Source organism: Brevibacillus laterosporus LMG 15441 (assembly GCF_000219535.2).
GTDB classification, from domain to species: Bacteria; Bacillota; Bacilli; order Brevibacillales; family Brevibacillaceae; genus Brevibacillus_B; species Brevibacillus_B halotolerans.
On record NZ_CP007806.1, the window covers coordinates 2,120,409 to 2,139,039 of the forward strand.

Annotated in this window: 16 protein-coding genes and 1 riboswitch; of the genes, 11 read left to right on the plus strand and 5 right to left on the minus strand. The window is 40.9% G+C overall.

Features of this window, described 5'->3' with window-relative positions; translation table 11 throughout:
• Positions 1 to 98 precede the first annotated feature (98 nt).
• Positions 99 to 1,397: a homocysteine synthase gene (locus BRLA_RS09865; protein WP_041752077.1), complete on the minus strand. Its 1,299-nt coding sequence runs from the start codon at positions 1,395 to 1,397 to the stop codon at positions 99 to 101.
• Between the two features lie 139 nt (positions 1,398 to 1,536).
• Positions 1,537 to 1,644, minus strand: a riboswitch (SAM riboswitch).
• A 476-nt stretch (positions 1,645 to 2,120) separates the two neighbouring features.
• Between BRLA_RS09865 and BRLA_RS09870 the strand changes: the two genes are divergently transcribed.
• The 3 genes from BRLA_RS09870 to BRLA_RS09880 all read left to right on the plus strand — a co-directional run bounded on the left by BRLA_RS09870 (position 2,121) and on the right by BRLA_RS09880 (position 6,138).
• Entirely contained in the window at positions 2,121 to 3,410 is a 1,290-nt protein-coding gene (locus BRLA_RS09870; protein ID WP_003337188.1) for an NCS2 family permease, read from the plus strand.
• Positions 3,411 to 3,520: 110 nt separating this feature from the next.
• Positions 3,521 to 4,834, plus strand: coding sequence for an amino acid deaminase/aldolase (locus BRLA_RS09875; protein WP_003337189.1), 1,314 nt, complete (start codon positions 3,521 to 3,523; stop codon positions 4,832 to 4,834).
• A complete protein-coding gene (locus BRLA_RS09880; RefSeq protein WP_003337190.1) occupies positions 4,831 to 6,138 on the plus strand; it encodes a D-arabinono-1,4-lactone oxidase in 1,308 nt (435 codons plus the stop codon). Before BRLA_RS09875 ends, BRLA_RS09880 begins: the two co-directional genes overlap by 4 nt.
• 101 nt (positions 6,139 to 6,239) lie before the next feature.
• Here BRLA_RS09880 and BRLA_RS09885 read toward each other — a convergent pair whose 3' ends face one another.
• Positions 6,240 to 7,490 (minus strand): dicarboxylate/amino acid:cation symporter, encoded by a 1,251-nt coding sequence (locus BRLA_RS09885; RefSeq protein ID WP_003337191.1) that lies wholly within the window; start codon positions 7,488 to 7,490, stop codon positions 6,240 to 6,242.
• A 195-nt stretch (positions 7,491 to 7,685) separates the two neighbouring features.
• Here BRLA_RS09885 and BRLA_RS24430 point away from each other — a divergent pair, with 195 nt between their 5' ends.
• The 3 genes from BRLA_RS24430 to BRLA_RS09900 all read left to right on the plus strand — a co-directional run bounded on the left by BRLA_RS24430 (position 7,686) and on the right by BRLA_RS09900 (position 8,941).
• Positions 7,686 to 7,955: a hypothetical protein gene (locus BRLA_RS24430; protein ID WP_193376688.1), complete on the plus strand. Its 270-nt coding sequence runs from the start codon at positions 7,686 to 7,688 to the stop codon at positions 7,953 to 7,955.
• Positions 7,956 to 8,261: 306 nt separating this feature from the next.
• Entirely contained in the window at positions 8,262 to 8,522 is a 261-nt protein-coding gene (locus tag BRLA_RS09895; RefSeq protein ID WP_041752079.1) for a hypothetical protein, read from the plus strand.
• A 20-nt stretch (positions 8,523 to 8,542) separates the two neighbouring features.
• Complete coding sequence (locus BRLA_RS09900) at positions 8,543 to 8,941, plus strand: DUF350 domain-containing protein (protein ID WP_003337195.1); 399 nt, start codon at positions 8,543 to 8,545, stop codon at positions 8,939 to 8,941.
• Between the two features lie 107 nt (positions 8,942 to 9,048).
• Here BRLA_RS09900 and BRLA_RS09905 read toward each other — a convergent pair whose 3' ends face one another.
• A complete protein-coding gene (locus BRLA_RS09905) occupies positions 9,049 to 9,498 on the minus strand; it encodes a hypothetical protein (protein ID WP_003337196.1) in 450 nt (149 codons plus the stop codon).
• Positions 9,499 to 9,563: 65 nt separating this feature from the next.
• On the opposite strand from BRLA_RS09905, the gene BRLA_RS09910 reads away from it, so the two are divergent.
• The gene (locus tag BRLA_RS09910) at positions 9,564 to 10,799 is read left to right on the plus strand and encodes a glutathionylspermidine synthase family protein (RefSeq protein WP_041752081.1); all 1,236 of its coding nucleotides are present in this window, start codon (positions 9,564 to 9,566) and stop codon (positions 10,797 to 10,799) included.
• Positions 10,800 to 10,806: 7 nt separating this feature from the next.
• On the opposite strand, the gene BRLA_RS09915 is transcribed toward BRLA_RS09910, so the two are convergent.
• On the minus strand, positions 10,807 to 11,859 hold the full coding sequence (locus BRLA_RS09915; protein ID WP_003337198.1) for a DctP family TRAP transporter solute-binding subunit: 1,053 nt from the start codon (positions 11,857 to 11,859) through the stop codon (positions 10,807 to 10,809).
• Positions 11,860 to 11,939: 80 nt separating this feature from the next.
• On the opposite strand from BRLA_RS09915, the gene BRLA_RS09920 reads away from it, so the two are divergent.
• The 3 genes from BRLA_RS09920 (at position 11,940) to tyrS (ending at position 15,661) form a co-directional block, all read left to right on the plus strand.
• Positions 11,940 to 13,538, plus strand: a complete 1,599-nt coding sequence (locus BRLA_RS09920; RefSeq protein ID WP_003337199.1) for an ATP-binding protein — start codon at positions 11,940 to 11,942, stop codon at positions 13,536 to 13,538.
• Positions 13,539 to 13,540: 2 nt separating this feature from the next.
• The gene (locus tag BRLA_RS09925) at positions 13,541 to 14,221 is read left to right on the plus strand and encodes a response regulator (RefSeq protein WP_041752083.1); all 681 of its coding nucleotides are present in this window, start codon (positions 13,541 to 13,543) and stop codon (positions 14,219 to 14,221) included.
• A 156-nt stretch (positions 14,222 to 14,377) separates the two neighbouring features.
• Positions 14,378 to 15,661 carry a tyrosine--tRNA ligase gene (gene tyrS / locus BRLA_RS09930; RefSeq protein WP_003337201.1) on the plus strand — a complete coding sequence of 428 codons (1,284 nt, stop codon included), beginning with the start codon at positions 14,378 to 14,380 and terminating at the stop codon, positions 15,659 to 15,661.
• A 225-nt stretch (positions 15,662 to 15,886) separates the two neighbouring features.
• On the opposite strand, the gene BRLA_RS09935 is transcribed toward tyrS, so the two are convergent.
• Entirely contained in the window at positions 15,887 to 16,519 is a 633-nt protein-coding gene (locus BRLA_RS09935) for a nitroreductase family protein (protein WP_003337202.1), read from the minus strand.
• A 435-nt stretch (positions 16,520 to 16,954) separates the two neighbouring features.
• Between BRLA_RS09935 and BRLA_RS09940 the strand changes: the two genes are divergently transcribed.
• Positions 16,955 to 18,379 carry a hypothetical protein gene (locus BRLA_RS09940; protein ID WP_236867745.1) on the plus strand — a complete coding sequence of 475 codons (1,425 nt, stop codon included), beginning with the start codon at positions 16,955 to 16,957 and terminating at the stop codon, positions 18,377 to 18,379.
• The last annotated feature ends 252 nt before the right edge of the window (positions 18,380 to 18,631 follow it).

Here is an 18,631-nt window from a genome sequence, read left to right on the forward strand (position 1 = left end):
GATGAGCCAAAAGTCAAATTTACATCTTACATATAGAAAAAGGCGTGCGAACTGGCAACAGTGGAGCACGCCTTTTTACATCCTACACGATTATCAGCTTACACTTGTACAGCTTCCACAGCTTTTTGAATAGCCTGCTCTACATCCTGCAAAATATCATCAATTGCCTCTGTACCTACGGAAAGACGAATCATCCCAGGGGTCACCCCGGCCTTAGCTTGTTCTTCTGGGGTAAGTTGGAGATGAGTAGTACTAGCTGGATGAATGATCAATGATTTGGAGTCTCCTACATTAGCCAAATGCGAGAACAATTGAACAGATTCAATTACTTTTTTGCCAGCTTCTACTCCACCTTTGATTCCAAAAGTCAACAAAGCCCCCTGACCATCTGGTAAATAGCGTTGACTAAGTTCGTAGGTAGGTGAGCTAGCAAGCCCTGGGTAGCTCACCCACTCTACATCGTTGTGTTGTTCTAAATATTGAGCAACAGCAAGTGCATTTTGACTATGCCGTTCCATCCGCAGGTGGAGAGTCTCTAGACCTTGTAAGAATAAAAAGGAGTTAAAAGGAGATAAGGTAGCTCCTACATCTCGCTGTAGCTGCACACGAGCTTTTACGATATAAGCAGCATTGCCAACCGCCTCTGTATATACAATTCCATTGTAGGTAGGGTCTGGAGTGGAGAGCCCAGGAAACTTGCCGTTACTCCAATCGAAATGACCGGAGTCTACGATAATTCCCCCGATAGATGTGCCGTGACCGCCAATAAATTTAGTAGCAGAATGGATAACGATATCTGCCCCGTGTTCAATCGGTCGGCACAAAATAGGGGAGGCAAAGGTATTATCCACAAGGAGCGGTAATTTATATTCATGAGCTATGGTAGCAAGAGCGTTTAGATCGGCAACCTGCATTTGAGGATTTCCGATCGTTTCGCAGAAAATCGCCTTGGTTTTGTCTGTAATCTTTGAACGGAAATTGTCTGGGTTGGATTGGTCAACAAAATGAACGGTAATTCCAAGCTTTGCAAAGGTATGAGCAAATAAATTGTAGGTTCCCCCATATAAACTGCTAGAGGAGATGATTTCATCACCGGCTTGTGCAATATTTAATAAGGCAAATGTAATGGCGGCTTGACCAGATGCAGTTGCAAGTGCCCCAATACCGCCTTCTAATAGGGCGATACGTTTCTCAAATACATCCTGGGTTGGATTCATGATGCGGGTATAAATGTTCCCAGGCTCCTGTAACGCGAATAGATTTGCTGCATGGCTGGTGTCACGAAACTCATAGGAGGATGTTTGATAGATGGGGACGGCAAGAGCGCCGGTAGTTGGGTCTGCCTCCTGACCTCCGTGAAGAGCTAGTGTTTCTCTTTTCCAATTGAGGTTTGACATAAAAAAACCACTCCTTTTCCATGTAAAGTAAGGTGATTCTCTTGGTTTCAATGGTGGCGCAGTAGAGAGGGAAGACAGGCTTCTCATAGCAAAAAGCCCTCCTCTGAGTAGAGGAAGGCTGCGTTACTAATTTCGCATACATTCATCTCTCAGAACCTTGCGGATTCTGCAGGATTTAGCACCAAGAACACTATGTTCCGGTTGCCGGGCTTCGTCGGGCCAGTCCCTCCACCACTCTTGATGAAAATAAAAGTTTGTTTTATTGTAAGGAGCTTGGAATGATAAGTCAATAATATTTTGTGCATTCTGAAAAAATAGCGGAATCAAATTCAGTTTCCGTTTATGATAACGATTGAAATCATCTTGTTTTAACTTGATTAAACTTCTAAAAATTTAGCTACATATCGACAGCAAAACAGATTTATTTACAGGATACATGAAGTGAATAATCGTGAATAAAAATACAAATAAGTATAATTATACATAATAAGATGTATAACTTGTATAGAAGCTTGCTTTTTGGAAGGTAAAATAGAAGTAGCTGGAAACATGAAAACCTACATACAAGCATCACTGCCTTTTTTATGTGCCATTTTTACATTTTCCTATTTACTCTTTTTCGTTCTTTTTGCTACTATAGGGAAAGGTGTCTTGCCCCAATTTTTGGGGTGAATTGGCACGGGTGGGCCGAGGGGTTGTTTTGCTTAAAGAAGGGAACCGATATTGTACTCATTTTTTCGTAAAAGATTTGATGTAAAAGGTCATCAAACAACGGTTCGCAACGAAATTTTGGCTGGTTTAACCACGTTTTTCACCGCTGTCTACATCATTGCCGTGAATTCAATGATCTTATCGGATGCAGGTATACCATTGGAAGCAGGTATTGTTGCCACGATTGTTATCTCCTTCATAGGATGCTTGATCATGGGTTTTTGGGCGAATGCTCCTGTAGCACTTGTTCCCGGTATGGGCATTAATGCGTTTTTCTCCTATACGATTGTTAAATCTATGGGATTGTCATGGGAGAGCGCTTTGGCAGTTGTATTCATGTCAGGTGTTTTATTTATCGTGATTGCTTTTACACCGGTTGCCAAAATCTTAGCGAAAAGCATTCCACTGTCTCTAAAAGAAGGAATGACGGTTGGAATTGGGTTGTTTCTTACCTTTATTGGTTTGCAAAAAGGCGGCTTAATCGTACCTAATCCATCTACCTTTATTGCTTTAGGCGATCTGGGCGATACGAAGGTAGTATTGGGATTGGTCAGCTTGGTAATTGCCGTCGTGCTATTTTTACGCAATGTAAAAGGTAGCTTTTTAATCAGTATTATTGTAAATACGCTGATTGCTATTGCCCTTGGTACGGTAGGTGGTACAAGTCAGGGAAGTGATTTCTCGTTCTCGACATACCTCACTGTCTTTGGAGCATTTTCGTTTGACGGCATAGTTACTACTGGATTTTGGCTGGCTGTGTTTCCGCTAACCATGGTGATTGTTTTTGAAAATATGGGGCTTTTGCACAGCATGGTTCCAGAAAGTAAATTTGCTCGTACTTTTCAAGCAAACTCCATTTCAGCTATGCTTTCTGGATTGTTTGGTACGAGTCCAACTGTGTCTTCAGCGGAAAGTTCTGCAGGAATTGCCGCTGGCGGGAAAACAGGGATTACAGCAATTACGGTAGGAATTCTGTTCTTGATCTCAATCTTTTGCATTCCTGTCATTCGTTACGTGCCGGATACAGCGATTGCTCCTATCTTAATTCTAGTTGGTAGCCTAATGATGCAAAGTGTCAATCAGATCAAATTCTCTGACATGTCAGAAGGCTTGCCAGCGTTCTTGATCATTGTGCTAATTCCCTTTACAGCGAGTATTGCAGATGGAATTGCTTTCGGATTTATGGCGTATCCAATTGTTAAACTGGCGATGGGCAGACGTAAAGAAATTCCCTTGCCGCTTTTAATCATTTCGTTTATGTTTTTCTTATATTTTGTGTTGCTAGCATTGCAGCTTCATTAAAGGTAAAAGGCAGCCATTTTCTCTTTTGAGAGGATGGCTGCTTTTTTGCATACGGGCATGAAAAGTATGAATGAAGGAATGCAGAATGGATATGGAACGGCTAGTCACTGTTGCTAGATGGAGCAAGCATTTTTCTTTTTTTACTAGTTTTAGACGCTTGCGTGACTGAATATATTGAAGAGAAATACATTCCAATCTATGAAACAGTAAAGAAGGTGAGATTTCTGTACGAGACGACGAGTAGATATCGCTATTACAGAGAAGCTTTCGCGAACCTATCTATGCCGTTTGCCTATATTGACCTTGATTTGTTGGATCAGAATATGGCTGAAATTGTAGCTAGGAGCAATGGTAAACGTATACGAATTGCCAGTAAGTCAATTCGTTCTATTCCTATGCTCCGATATATTTTAGATTATGATCCTTTGATCCAGGGCATCATGTGTTTTACAGCATCAGAAGCATTGTTTTTGTGGGAGAACGGATTTCATAATCTGCTACTTGGTTACCCTGTGGTGGACAGATCTTCGCTACTTGCGATAGCACGAGCTGTACAGCAGGGCGCACAAATTACATTAATGGTCGATTCATTGGAGCATATTAACTTGGCGGAGGAGGTGGCCAAACAAGTAAGTACGCCCTTGTTGCTTTGTGTGGAGATGGATGCCTCTGACTCATTTTGGGGCTTGCATATTGGTGTATACCGCTCATCCTTACGTACATTCGAGCAAGTGATGCAGATGGTTGAAAGAATTGGATCGAGTCCTTGGCTTGTGTTGGATGGAATCATGAGCTATGAGGCGCAAATTGCTGGTGTCGGTGATAATATGCCAGGGCACGGTTTCAAAAATGGTGTTATCTCTTATCTAAAAAAACGTTCTATACGCGTAGTGAGGGAAAAACGGAAACGTGTAGATGACGAATTACAACGACAGCATATTTCGCTCCGCTTTTTTAATGGTGGCGGTACCGGAAGTATGAGCTCTACTTGCTACGAGAATGCAGTGACAGAAGTAACGGTAGGCTCTGGTTTTTACGCTCCTGCCTTATTTGATTACTACAAAGAATTTCATTTCCAGCCAGCCGCGGGGTTTGCTGTTGAGATAGTGCGACAGCCTAGATTCAATATCTATACTTGTATGGGGGGCGGGTATGTGGCCTCTGGAGCGATAGGGAAAGAAAAACTGCCCCTCCCATATTTGCCACCACAGGCTGCGTTATTGCGCTTGGAAGGAGCAGGAGAGGTCCAAACGCCTGTACGTTATGAAGGTGATCAAAAGCTTGCAATTGGAGATCCCATCTTTTTTCGGCATAGTAAGGCAGGAGAATTATGTGAACGCTTTCCAACACTACATTTGCTACGGAAAGGGAAAAGGATAGGGGAGGCCATAACGTATCGGGGAGAGGGCAGGTGTTTTCTATGAGAATAGTAGCAATGAAACCATGGAAGAATTGGGCAGGATTAGTTACTAGCACACCACAGCAAGCGATTTATCCATCCTGCTTGGAGGAAGTGGTAGAAGTTGTAAAAAAAGCTAGTCAACAGGGAAAAACGATTCGTGTAGTCGGCTCAGGGCATTCCTTTCCTGCGCTTGTAGAAACAGATCAAATTCTTCTATCATTAGATGATTTACAAGGTGTACTGTCAATTGATGAAAAGGAACAAACAGCAACTGTGTGGGCAGGGACAAAGCTCAGGCTTTTGGGAGAATTGCTATATGAGCGAGGCTATTCGCAAGAGAATTTAGGAGATATTAATGCCCAGTCCATTGGCGGAGCGATTAGTACAGGAACACATGGTACGGGGATTCGGTTCGGAAGTGTTTCCACGCAAGTAGTTGGTTTAACTGTAGTAACCGCTCAGGGTGATTTGTTGGAATGCTCCGAAAGCTCTCATCCTGAACTTTTTCGTGCATTACAAATCTCTCTTGGCGCACTCGGGATCATTGTCAAAGTGAAGATACGTGTGCTTCCTGCGTATAACATTTATTATAAGAGCAGACGGATGAATTTAAACGACTGTTTAAAAAGTTTGACCAGCTTTACTGATCGTCATCGTCATTTCGAATTTTACTGGTTTGTGTATACAGATATGGTACAAGCAAAATTCATGCAAATTACTCAAGAGCCGGCTACTAAAAATAGTGCTTGGAATCAGTTTAAAAAAATAGGCATTGAAAATGGTCTATTCTGGCTTTTATCAGAGGGATGTCGTTTATTTCCTCAGTTGTGTGCACCCGTAAGTAAACTTTCCGCAAGAGCTGTTCCTGATATGGAGGAGGTGGGGGCTAGTCATAAATTGTTTGCTACTCCACGCTGGGTTCGATTTAGTGAGATGGAGTATAGTGTGCCTGCTGATAAAATGCAAGAGGTAGTTCAAGAGATCAGAGAATGCATACAAAAGCATCGTTTTGCTGTCCACTTTCCGATTGAATGTAGGTATGTGAAAGGAGATGAAATCTGGCTTAGCCCGGCTTACAAGCGAGATTCTGCGTATATTGCGGTGCATATGTATAAAGGAATGCCCTATAAGGCGTATTTTCAGGAAATGGAGCGTGTTTTTCTCAAATATGATGGGAGGCCGCATTGGGGGAAGTTGCATGAATTAACAGCTACTGATTTACAAGAGAGATTACCCATGTGGAGTCAGTTTATCGCAATTCGCAAAGAGCTGGACCCAAATGGATTATTTTTAAATCCCTACTTGTCACGGCTGTTTGGAGTATAATAGTTATCCATCGAAAAAAGCGTTCGTGATCCTGTAGAGGAGGAGAGAACGCTTTTTCGATAGAAGAGATAGGTTGTACTTTTGGGCTTTTAACAATTGAATTACGAGGCGATAGTAGAATCTGAATGAGAAGCCATCGTAGGATGGAATTCTTTCTCCGATTTGGAAACCACTACAGTAGCAACACCGTTACCAATTAAATTAGTGACAGCCCGCGCTTCAGACATGAACCGGTCTACACCTATTAATAATGCGATTCCTTCAACTGGAATCATAGGAAAAGCAGCTAGAGTGGCAGCAAGTGTAATTAAACCAGAGCCTGTAACACCGGCAGCACCTTTTGAAGTGAGCATCAGCACAGCCAATAGAGTAATTTCCTGCCAGATTGTAAGGTCGATTCCATAAGCTTGCGCAATGAAGATGGCTCCCATTGACAGGTATATGGAGGTTCCGTCAAGGTTAAAGGAATACCCGGTTGGGACCACTAGACCTACTACGGATTTGGAGCAACCATACGCTTCAAGCTTGCGCATCATGCCGGGTAGGGCAGATTCTGAAGAAGAGGTACCAACAACCAATAAAATTTCTTCTTTAATATAACGGATAAAGGAGAAGATATTAAATTTGTAGGCTTTTGCGATAAGACCTAATACTACGATGATAAAACAGCACATGGTTAGGTAAACAGAGCTCATCAGAAGGCCTAGGTTAATCAAAGATTTGATACCAAAATTACCGATTGTGTAGGCCATTGCTCCAAATGCTGCGATTGGAGAGAGGCGCATGATCATGTTAACAACGCCGAAGAATCCTTGTGCCAGCTTCTCGAATAACTGTAGAACGGGCTTCGCCTGCGACCCCATTGCCGTTAATGAAATGCCGAACAGAACCGCAAAGAATAAAATAGGAAGTAATTCGCCTTTTGCCATAGCACCTACTACATTGTCTGGAACGATATTAATAAGGAAGTCTAAAAAGCTACCACTTTCCGTTGCAGATGAGGTGTATTTTGAAATATCTGTGCTAGCAGCTTTTGATGTATCAATGCCCACGCCTGGCTTTATGATGTTAACGACAAAAATTCCGATCGTAAGTGCTAGTGTTGTTACAATTTCAAAGTAGAGCAAGGCCTTTCCGCCTATTCTGCCTACCTTTTTCATGTCTCCCATACCAGCAATACCATGAACGATTGTGAAAAATACAATGGGTGGAATAACCATCTTGATCATTTTAATAAAGACGTCTGCTAGGACTTTTAGTTTCGCTCCAAATTCGGGGAAGATAAAACCAACTATAATACCTAAAATTACACCCGTAATAACCTGGAACGTTAAATTTTTCAATATTTTCATGGATAGTTCACTTCCTTTGCTTGTAAGCGCTTTTATTTATCTGAATTTATTGTAAAAGCTTTTGGGAAGTTATAAAAGAATATGGTCTTATTGTTCTTTTTGGTTTTTTTGGTCATGAACAAATCAAGTTGTTTCGACGATAAGTAAACCATAATGGGTTAGTAAGCTGACCTTGAGGCTCATCGCTCTGGATTATTGAATTTTACCGATATTAAAATGTTAGACCAAAAAGTGATTCTCTTAGAAAATGCTGCTGTTACCGTAACACGAGCCGCTTTAAAAGGAACAATCGGCACAGAGCCAATGGAAGGGGAAATGTGTTATTCAGGAAAGTTAGATTTTAAACATTATAAATTTATATATAATATGGAAATTTATAGCTGTACAGACAGCAACTCCTCCCATTATAATCAACTGTTGTATAGAGGCGATGTTCAGGTAAGCAATAAAGTAAGCAGCATGTAACCATCAAATGATCATATGTATAGAAAAGGTTCGAGCTGTCGAACCATTCTTCTTCCATCGCAGAAAGTAACGGATTTGGAAACAAAAGCTCAGCTAGTAGTACCAAAAGAGGTTTGGAGGAAGTTTTTATCGAAAAGGGCGATAGATAGGACACCAATAAAGCTGGAAAAGGAAGGATTAGGAGGATCACCATGAATCAAACAAAAAAAGTGGTTTCTAAGGTAGCAGCCATCGCGCTCGTGTCGATGGGCATAGCAGGATGTTCCTCCTCAGAGTCTGGGCCATCGTTACCAGAGGATCGTAATTGTGGCTCGTGGGATTATGACGGGGATGACGATGTATACAAGTGTTCAGATAGGAGCTCGTCTTATCATGGTAGCTACTATCATGCAGGCTCCTATTACAGTAATAAAAACCAGCTCTATGAGAGCAGCTCATATAAAAGCTACAGGAATAGCTCCAGCTTTAAAAGCTCATCTCGAAGCGGATTTGGTAGCGGGTCTCATTCTTCGGGTGGCTGAAGCTAGTCCAAAAGAGTGTTCCTTAGAGCAAGCAATAAGGATATAACATACAGGAGTGATGCATTCATGTCTTTAGTCATAAATTTTTTAAGCTATGCTGGCACAGCTTTTGCCATGATGCTAATTGGATTCATTTTATTTGTTGTCAGTACTACAAGAGTAAAAGAGTTTCAATTAATTGCAAATAATAATCAGGCAGCCGCATTGACCCTTGGTGGAAAAATGCTTGGTCTTGCGTATGTACTCGGTTCCGCTGTGGCCAATTCCGTCTCCTTGATGGATATGGTGATTTGGAGCGGAGTTGGAATCGTAGCTCAAATCATTTTCTCTTATCTAGCTGAAATCATTACGATTCGATTTAGCATTCGGGAAGCAATAGAAAAGAATAATACGGCTGTCGGAATCCTTTTAATGATGCTATCGTTATCAATTGGCTGGATAGTAGGGCAATGCTTGACCTATTAGGCTGATACGAAAAAAGTTGTCGAAGCGAATCAGCTTTTGCGCTTTCCCGGGTGATGAATTTCCCAGAATAAAAAATTCATACGGGAAAGCGTAAAATGCTCGAAATGCTACACCACATAAATGACGTAGACACCGCGATCTTCATCAAGTTCGGTAGAATCCACCTCGAAATGTCCTAGCTCTGGGATATGGATATAATCCTTCAACAAATAACGGACCACATCCATATGATGACGGACGGTTATGTGGCTTAGAAGCTCTGTATCGCCAGCGGCTAGCAGTCTCCGAAACTCAATGAGAACCCCTTTATTCTTGTTAAATAGCTCGTCGTGAAAGTATTCTGCACTTCCTTGGTATTCATAAATGAGGATTTCTCTATTTTCCTCCATCTCATTCGAAAGAAGCTGATATTGCTTCCCATCTTTAACGAGATAATGGCATAAGTGACGAGCTAAAATACCATCCTCTCCGATTTCTGTAGAATGGTATTCGGCAAAGGCCGTGAATTCATCTTCCTTTTGTCTGATATAACACGTACACGTATGGATATAAATCACCCTTTCATCTGATAGATTGATTATGACATACGCTCTTACGATAGAAAAGGATGCGACTCTCCTTCATGAATCATAAAGAGAAAAGAAAGCAATTTTATCAGCAGATCCCACAATATTGGGCAGATTTATATGGTCAGGAGTATAGCTTATACGACATGCATCTGGTGACAGAGCAAGAAGCCTCTACCATTCGAAAAACGACTAATCGGGTAGGGCATTTATTCTTTAAAACAGCAGAGTTAATGCGTCAGCTAGATGATGATCTACTGCTTTCGTTAGGCTTTCCTGCTAGCTCCTTGCGTTTTTTGCGTATTCACCACATCAATGTAGAGAGTGTTATTGCAAGGTTAGACCTCGTTCAGGTCGATAAACGATATGTAGTCCTCGAAATCAATAGTGACACGCCCACATTTTTGAAGGAATTATTCTTTGTAAATGAGCGGATTTGTAAGGAATTTGGTTATAAAAACCCGAATGAAGGGGAGGAAAAAAGGCTCAAGGAGGCTGTTCAAGCTGCGATTTTTATGAGCCTTGCGGGCATGGTGCCAAGCCATGTAGAGACGCCGCATATCGTATTTACCTCGCATGCTGATAACCCGGAAGATCGATATACAGCAGAGTATTTACGTGAAATGACACCGTTACCTAGCCGCTATATACCTCTTCATGAACTACAAATCGTCGAGGGAAAGGGGTTATATGATGCTGACGGCCAACGCATTGATCTTTTATACCGTCAAACATACCCCATTGAGCAAATGCTAGCTGATTTTGATCCGATTACCAAAGAACCCGTGGGTGAGATGCTCCTTGAATTAGTAGCTCTTCGTAAGCTGGCTATACTTAACCCAATCTCAGCATTTTTGTTGCAAAGCAAAGCCATCCAGGCTGTTATTTGGGGCCTGCATGAGGAGCAGCATCCTTTTTATTCAACTGAGGAACACGCTTGGATTGCTGAACACTTTTTACCCACTTATTTAGAGCCTGATCTTTTCCGAGAACAAGGAGTAGCTTATGTACAAAAGCCTGCCTTTGGAAGAGAGGGGGATACCGTGCAGATTATGAAGGATGATGCCATTCTCCATGAAGATAGTAACAAATCATATGCTGACTTTTTATCTGTTTATCAGAAATATGTACCGCTTCCAACTACTTATGTCCAGACCGTTGAAAAAATTGTCAAGGGACACCTCATGGTTGGAAGCTTTCTTATCAATGGTCAGGCCTCTGCCTTTGGCTATCGGTTAGGCGGGCCTATCACAGATAATATGGCGTATTTTCTCCCTTGCGGCTATAAGTAATAAGCTCTTATTTTTTTGCCTTCAAGTCAGCTATCTTTTGCATGAGCTCCTTACCGATGAATGGTTCAAATTGCTTGTATATGGGCTGGAGTGTAGCAATCCAAGCTTCTTTTTGTGCAGGTGTCAGCGTTTGAATATAAACGTCCTTTTTTCGGCGTAATAAAGCTAATTGCTGTCTGTTCATCTCAATTGCTCGCTGCCGGTTCCACGCTGTTGTTTCTGCTAAAGCTTCTGTTAACAGATCTCGGGTTTGTGGTTCAAGCTCTTCCCAAAAGTCTTTATTTACAATGACCGCATAACCCAAATATCCATGGTTACTGATAGTGATATAAGGCTGTACTTGGTCCAGATGCTTCGTGAAAATGTTCGAAATCGTATTTTCTTGTCCATTGACGTAACCCGATTCAATATTACGATAGACCTCTGTGAAGGGCATGACTACGGTAGTAGCCCCTAACAGCTTAAATTGGCTTTCAAGGACTTTACTGGGTAAAATGCGAAAGGTATGTCTAGTAAAATCAGCAGGGCGAAGCAAGGGATGCTGATTGCTGCTTACCTGTTTAAAGCCATTACTCCAAAAGGCCAAGCCATGCATGTTTTTTTGCTCTAGTGTTTGAAACAGAAGACGACCAATCTCACCATCAAAGACTTGATGAATGGAATCCTGATCGGGATAAGCAAACGGCAAATCCAGTGCAAGCCACTGCGGTATCACATTAGACAGATTAGAAAAGGCCGGGGCGATCATCTGAATCTCACCCTTGGCTAAAGCTTCAAATTCATCCTTGTCTGAGTAGAGAATACCATTTGGGAATACTTGAACCTCAACCTGATCGTTTGTTTTCTCTTTGACTAATTGAGCAAATTTCTCAGCGGCTAAGCCCTTCGGAGTATTTTCTGCTACTACATGACTAAATTTTATGATAACTCGATGCTTTAGTCCGCTTTGTTCCTCGTCAAGAGGTTTTATTCCAGGAATTAATTCTGTACGAAAACCAATGAACAAAGCCGTTAAAAGCCCGATCAGGATAAAGGAAAAAATACCGACAACTGATTTCAAACAATTCACCTGCTTTCTTAGTTGAAGAATCCGTCAATCTATTTCAAAATAGAAACAATAAAGATGATAGCGGAAGGATTGTGAAGATTCTGCTCAAAAACCTACAACTTCATTGGAAAATTACGATTCTCTCCTTTGGTATTGTACTATTTTCTCTCTTGATTGGGGGAATTATTATTATCGGAAAAATGTCAATGGAGATAGAGTCAGAGTTAGGGCAGCGGTTGTTGGTTACTGCGCGTACCGTTGCTGAAATACCTGCGATAGCAGAAAATATCGTAAAACCAGATGGCTGGAAGTCGATTCAATCAACAACGAAACGCATCCAGATTGTAAATGATGTGAGCTATATCGTTGTATTGTCGATGAATCGAATTCGTTTATCGGATGTAATGGAAGAGCGAATTGGCACAGCCTTTACCGGGAAAGAAGCCGGGCCAGCCTTTGCGGAACACACCTTTGTGCATAAGGTAAAAGGGGAACTTGGGGTGGCTTTACGGGCTTACGTACCTGTTATGAATGCGGAGCACCGTCAGATTGGGGTAGTGATGACAGGACATATGCTGCCTACTTTATATGAAATGCTGGCCAATCAAAAAGAGAGCATCACCATCACGTTGTTTCTATCTCTCTTGTTTGGCGTAATAGGCTCATGGCAGTTAGCTCGGCATATGAAAAAGCAACTGTTAAATCTAGAGCCCCAGGAAATTGCCCGGTTACTAATTGAACGCACTGCAACCTTTCAAGCTATGCATGAAGGTGTGATTGCGATTGATAACGCTTTAACGATTACGATTTTTAATGAGCACGCCAAGCGAATCTTTCGTGTTTCAGGGGATGTGATCGGTAAAAAAATTAATGATGTAATCCCCGATTCCAGACTGCCGGAAATTTTACGTTTAGATCAACCTATCTATAATCAGGAATTGCAAATGCAGCATGCCGTCATTTGGTCCAATCGTGTCCCGATTAAGGTAAATAATAAAACAGTAGGGGCACTTGCAATCTTTCAGGATCGCACAGAATTTGCCAAAATTGCTGAGGAATTAACGGGAGTGAAAGCGTTTGTAGAAGCACTGCGGGTACAAAACCATGAGCATCGCAATAAAATGCATACCATCGCAGGCTTACTCCAATTAAATCAAGCAGAGAAAGCCTTGCAGTACGTGTTTGATGTTTCCGAAAAACATGAGGAGCTAAGCAGCTTCCTGACTGAAAATATTTATGACGATAATCTTTCAGGTTTATTACTCAGTAAAGTGGGTCGAGGCAAAGAACTGGGCATACAGGTGGAAATCGACCGGAAAAGTAGATTCTATGCATTTCCAAACAGGATGGATCACCATGATTTTGTGCTGATCATTGGTAATCTAGTTGAAAATGCTTTTGACGCTTTAACGATGTCAAAGAGGGAAGACAAGCACTTATTTATCAGCATACACCAAGACGAGGAAAGCTTATCATTAATGATAGAAGACAATGGAACTGGAATGGATGCCAGTACCGAAGCACGCGTGTTTGAGCGAGGTTTTACAACCAAATACGAGCATAATCAGGGATTAGGACTATATTTGGTAAAAACGCTTGTGACAAAAGGACGTGGGGAAATTTCGGTTGACTCTGAACCGGGATATGGAACTACCTTTTTCATTCAGCTTCCCATGAAAGGAGAGAAATGAGTATGTTTCGTGTCGTTATTATCGAGGACGATCCGATGGTTCAAGAATTGCATCGCTTGTTTATCCAACAGGTGGAAGGATTTACAGTAATAGGAGTGGCTTCTAATGGATTGGAAGGACTTTCTATGATTCAAGAGCTACAGCCGGATTTGGCCATCATGGATATTTTCATGCCCTCCCAAAATGGTATTGAGACACTAAAACAATTGCGTAGTGGCGATAATCCAGTAGAGATAATCGTAATTACTGCCGCTAAAGACATGGAGACTATCCAAACCATGATGCGTCACGGAGCTTTTGATTATATTATGAAACCGTTTAAATTTGAACGAATAAAGCAAGCACTTGATAATTTCAGTAAATATGCGAAGCAGACAGGCGAACACGCCACAATGTCACAATCCGAACTAGATTCTCTCTTATTTGGGCAACCCGCTAAACAAGAGCGTCAGCAGCAGGAATTACCAAAAGGCTTACATTCGATCACCATGCATCAAATCAAACAATTCATGGTTGAACAAAAGCAGTCCATGTCGGCTGAGGAGGTAGCTGAACATGTGGGGCTTGCCCGAGTTACAGCTAGGCGTTATCTCGAATACTTGGAACGTACACAGATGGTGGAGCGTGATGTTCAATATGGTGGAGTTGGCAGGCCTGTTAATCGCTATTTAATCAAAAAATAGGTAAAAGCTTGTATCTTGCATGAGCTATAATGAAACATATTTATTTTCGTCTTTATCGCTTGTAAATATTTTTTTTGGTACAATATAAAATTATGTGCGAACTTATGCTATGATATACAAATTACACAAATTATTGCAAAGGAGAATTAGGTAGCAATGGATATTATTCAAGAGCTAGAAAGCAGAGGGCTGATCTACCAAACAACAGATAAAGAAGAACTAACAAAGCGTCTTCAACAAGGTAAGCTCACACTGTATACGGGCTTTGACCCAACTGCTGATAGCTTACATATTGGGCACCTTCTTCCCATTCTAACCTTACGCCGCTTTCAGCAGGCAGGTCATCAGCCAATCGCCCTAGTAGGTGGGGGGACAGGTATGATTGGCGATCCAAGCGGTCGTTCTACAGAGCGTTCATTAAACACAGCAGATGTTGTAAAAGGCTATTCCGACAAGCTAAAAAACCAATTGGAGCGTTTTTTAGATTTTGATCGTGAGGGTAATCCAGCGATCATGGCTAATAACTATGATTGGCTAGGGCAGCTAACCCTAATTGAATTCCTTCGTGATATTGGAAAACATTTTTCGATTAACTATATGCTCGCTAAGGATTCTGTAAGTGCTCGTTTGGAAAACGGAATCTCTTTCACTGAGTTTAGCTATATGATTATGCAGGCATACGATTTCTGGAAATTAAACCAAACCCATAACTGTGAATTGCAAATGGGTGGTAGTGACCAGTGGGGAAATATCACTGCTGGTACAGAATTCATTCGACGTGCGAACCAAGATAATGAAAATCAGACGGAAGCGAAAAAAGTATTTGGCTTGACGCTACCATTGGTTCTTAAAAGTGATGGTACAAAGTTTGGTAAAACAGCAGGTGGAGCAGTATGGTTAGATGCTAGCAAAACCTCTCCATATAAATTCTATCAGTTCTGGTTAAACACGGATGATCGTGATGTTGTGAAGTTCTTAAAATACTTTACGTTCTTAAGCATGGAAGAGTTGAATGCATTAGAAAATGCAGTAGCAACTGAACCGGAAAAACGGGAAGCGCAACGTACTCTAGCTCGTGAAGTAACAAGTCTGGTTCATGGGGAAGCAGCAATGAAACGTGCCGAAGAAATTTCTGTTGCTTTGTTTAATGGGGGACTAAAAGAACTAACGCCATCTGAAATTGCTGATAGCTTCAGCGATGTGCCATCTACTACTCTAGAGGATGGAGAGCTAACAATGGTAGATGTACTAGTTCAAGTAGGTGCAGCTAAATCAAAACGTGAATCCCGCGAATATCTGAACAACAATGCTATCACAGTAAATGATGTTCGTTTCACTGATTTAGAAACCAAGCTGGCCGATATTGAGCTTCTAGGCGGTCAGTACCTGGTAATTCGCCGCGGGAAGAAAAACTACTACCTTGTTGAGTACAAAGGATAAGTATCTTTTTAAAAATATCCTTACTGGGAATAGAAAAGGGTTGTTGTTATCATGACGACAGCCCTTTTTCTTACATAAAGGAAGAGTTTGGCTTAGATTAATCTTCGTATGTCAAATAGCGTTTACCTAGTAAAATGCAAGTAAAGCTCGTGCTAGTTTTTACACAATAAAAAAAGCTTGGTAAGAGGAGTTGCTCTCACCAAGCCTTTGTTTTATTTCTATAGCTTAAAAGCTCTCATTGATGACGAGATCACTAAGAGGTAAGCGACCAGTAGCATGTGCAGGAGTACTTGCTTTTCCCAATGTTAGCATCATGACCGGGTAATAACGATCCGGAATATTGCATTCCTTCACAATACCATCACGGTCAATTCCACCCATTGGGCACGTATCATAGCCTTTTGCTTTTGCTGCAAGCATTAATTGCATGGAAGCAAGAGAGGCATTCAAAATAGCTTCCTTCATGCCAATTTCAGAATTGCTTGCATAAGCACCTTCTACTTGATTTACCATGATATCAAACACTTGCTGGTTAATTAGACCTTCTTCTAAAGCTTTTCCGTAGATATCGCGTACAGCTAGATTTGCTTTAACATCACCTAGAACGATAATTACCGCAGATGCATCTACGACTTGCTGCTGATTGTAAGCAAGTGGGAGCAGCCTCTCTTTTTTCTCTTGATTTGTAACTACTAGGAAACGCCAATGTTGCAGGTTCCAAGAGGAAGGAGCAGATGCAGCTAGTTCCAAAATTTCATCAAGCTCGGAACGAGGAATTTCTACTCCAGTCTCGTATTTGCGTACACTATGACGTGCTTTCATAACCTCAACAAGTGTTTCGAATGTAGCAGTATTCATAGGGAAATCTCTCCAATCATTAAATGAAGTAGCATAACTGTAACATAAATCGAAGTTACTTACAATAATATAGTGTGCTATGCATGATTTATTCATGTTTATTGAAGCTGCTGGTTATATTCTAACCAAAATGTGTATAAAGTAAATGGTGCGATTAGAACTGAGTCACTCAGGGATATTTTGTTTTCACGAGAATATTTAGGAAAAAAGTCTCGTTTATCATATAGGTATATATAAAATCAGTAAGAATAAAGTTATATTTTTGAAAAGTAGAATAACAAAGTCTAATTTGTAGCGTCTAGTATATAGGAGAACCGAACATATCACTAATAAATGAGGGATTGCTTGGATCAAGTAGGATGGATAACGCTTACTTTTACTCAAAAGAAACAGACACATGGTTCTAATTCAAGGGGAGATTGAGGTGAACGTTTGTTGACAAAGAAAAAATGGATACAGGCGCTTTCGGGTATGCTACTACTTACATGTCTTACTCCTTACCCTAATGTACAAGGGGGAGACACACACCAAGGCTTACAAGAAACTTACTCAGAACAGCGTACAACTCAATATAATTTACAGAAAAAACAAATAATGTTCTCCAATCAGGATCGTTATTGGATCGAACGGATACAATCTAGACCAGGCGTAAAGCAAATCAAGCAAAAAATTTCCCTGTTTATTCCCGGAACGCAAGGGGAATTCCGCTATCTTACAAGCAATGGGGCCAAAACGAAATGGACGAAAGCATCTTTACAGGGAAACTTACCTGTACATACCGGGTATATCAAGACAGATCAGTATTCGATCATTTTAAGTAAACCACATATTTATATACCACGGACACATAATTCAATTGAGATTGTACCTAAAAATATGAATCAAATTAAAATGATTGCGAAAAAGACATATGGTGGTTTTAACGTGAGTATTGAAATGCCAGTGGAATCTCATATGTTTGGAGAAGTGTGGGCATTAGAATCGTTTCAACCATTAATTGACTGGGATGCACTAAATATGGAGCTTATCTGGAAAAGTATTGATTTTGAAGATCGGTTACGCTGGAGCTGGGATGGTTTTTACGATCGAACACCCACTACATATGTTCCTACAGGTCCCAATTATTTCTGGCGCAATCCCGATAACTATTTTGCTACTTCTTTTGTGATTACGCGAGGAAGTAGGGCAGCGCATGATCTTGGCTGGATGATGCTTCACACTATTTTGCCAAATCAAAATGCACAAGGATTTTGGCCATCAGCTCCTAAATCAACATGGTTATGGAATGATTACCAAGTAGATGCTGGGTTTTATGATACACGATTTAATACGGATATTGCCTATTTGTTATTGAAAGCGTATCAATCTTATCATGATGAACGATTATTACAAGCAAGTATGCGGTATGCGGAGTTTCTCTTACAGCATAGCCAGCAAAATCATTTTCTAATTGAAAGAAATGGTCAAGTAGGGATATTAGTAAGTGATTATTCCCATGAAAAGCCACATAAATTAACTCATAGCTCCTTGAACCATCAATTACAGGAGATGAATTATCTGTATGAGTTATATATGCAAACAAAAGACGAGCGATTCAAAGAGCTTGCAGATAAAATGCTGTGGGGAATTAAATTAACGCGGGATGCTTGGGTGATGCCAAATTCTAACTTACATTATGCATATATGCCTGATGGTACGATGGGACTTAAAGATTATCCATTCCTGACGTATAATGATCTGCATGCCGTTCAAAGTGTTCTATTGCTTATACAAGGCTGGGAAGATCCCGACTTAGCTTATTTAATGCAAATGAAAAAGCAATGGATGGATGCAAATAACGTGACAGGTTATAGAAAATAGGTAAGCGTCTGCAAGTTGCATAAGCATGAAGAAGCGCTGTGAGAACGAGAACTAAAACTAAATAAGGTACGAGGCAAGGGCGTAGGCTCTTGCTTTTTTTTTTGCATTTTTTTGATCCAACAAATAAAAGACGAAATGCTTATTTGGAGATAAACGCCAAATGGGGAGCACTTCGTCAGGGTTTTGTCTGTTTGTTCATGTTTTTCCTCCATTTATCATGGGCAGCGAGATTGAGTTTCTAATGAATTGAGT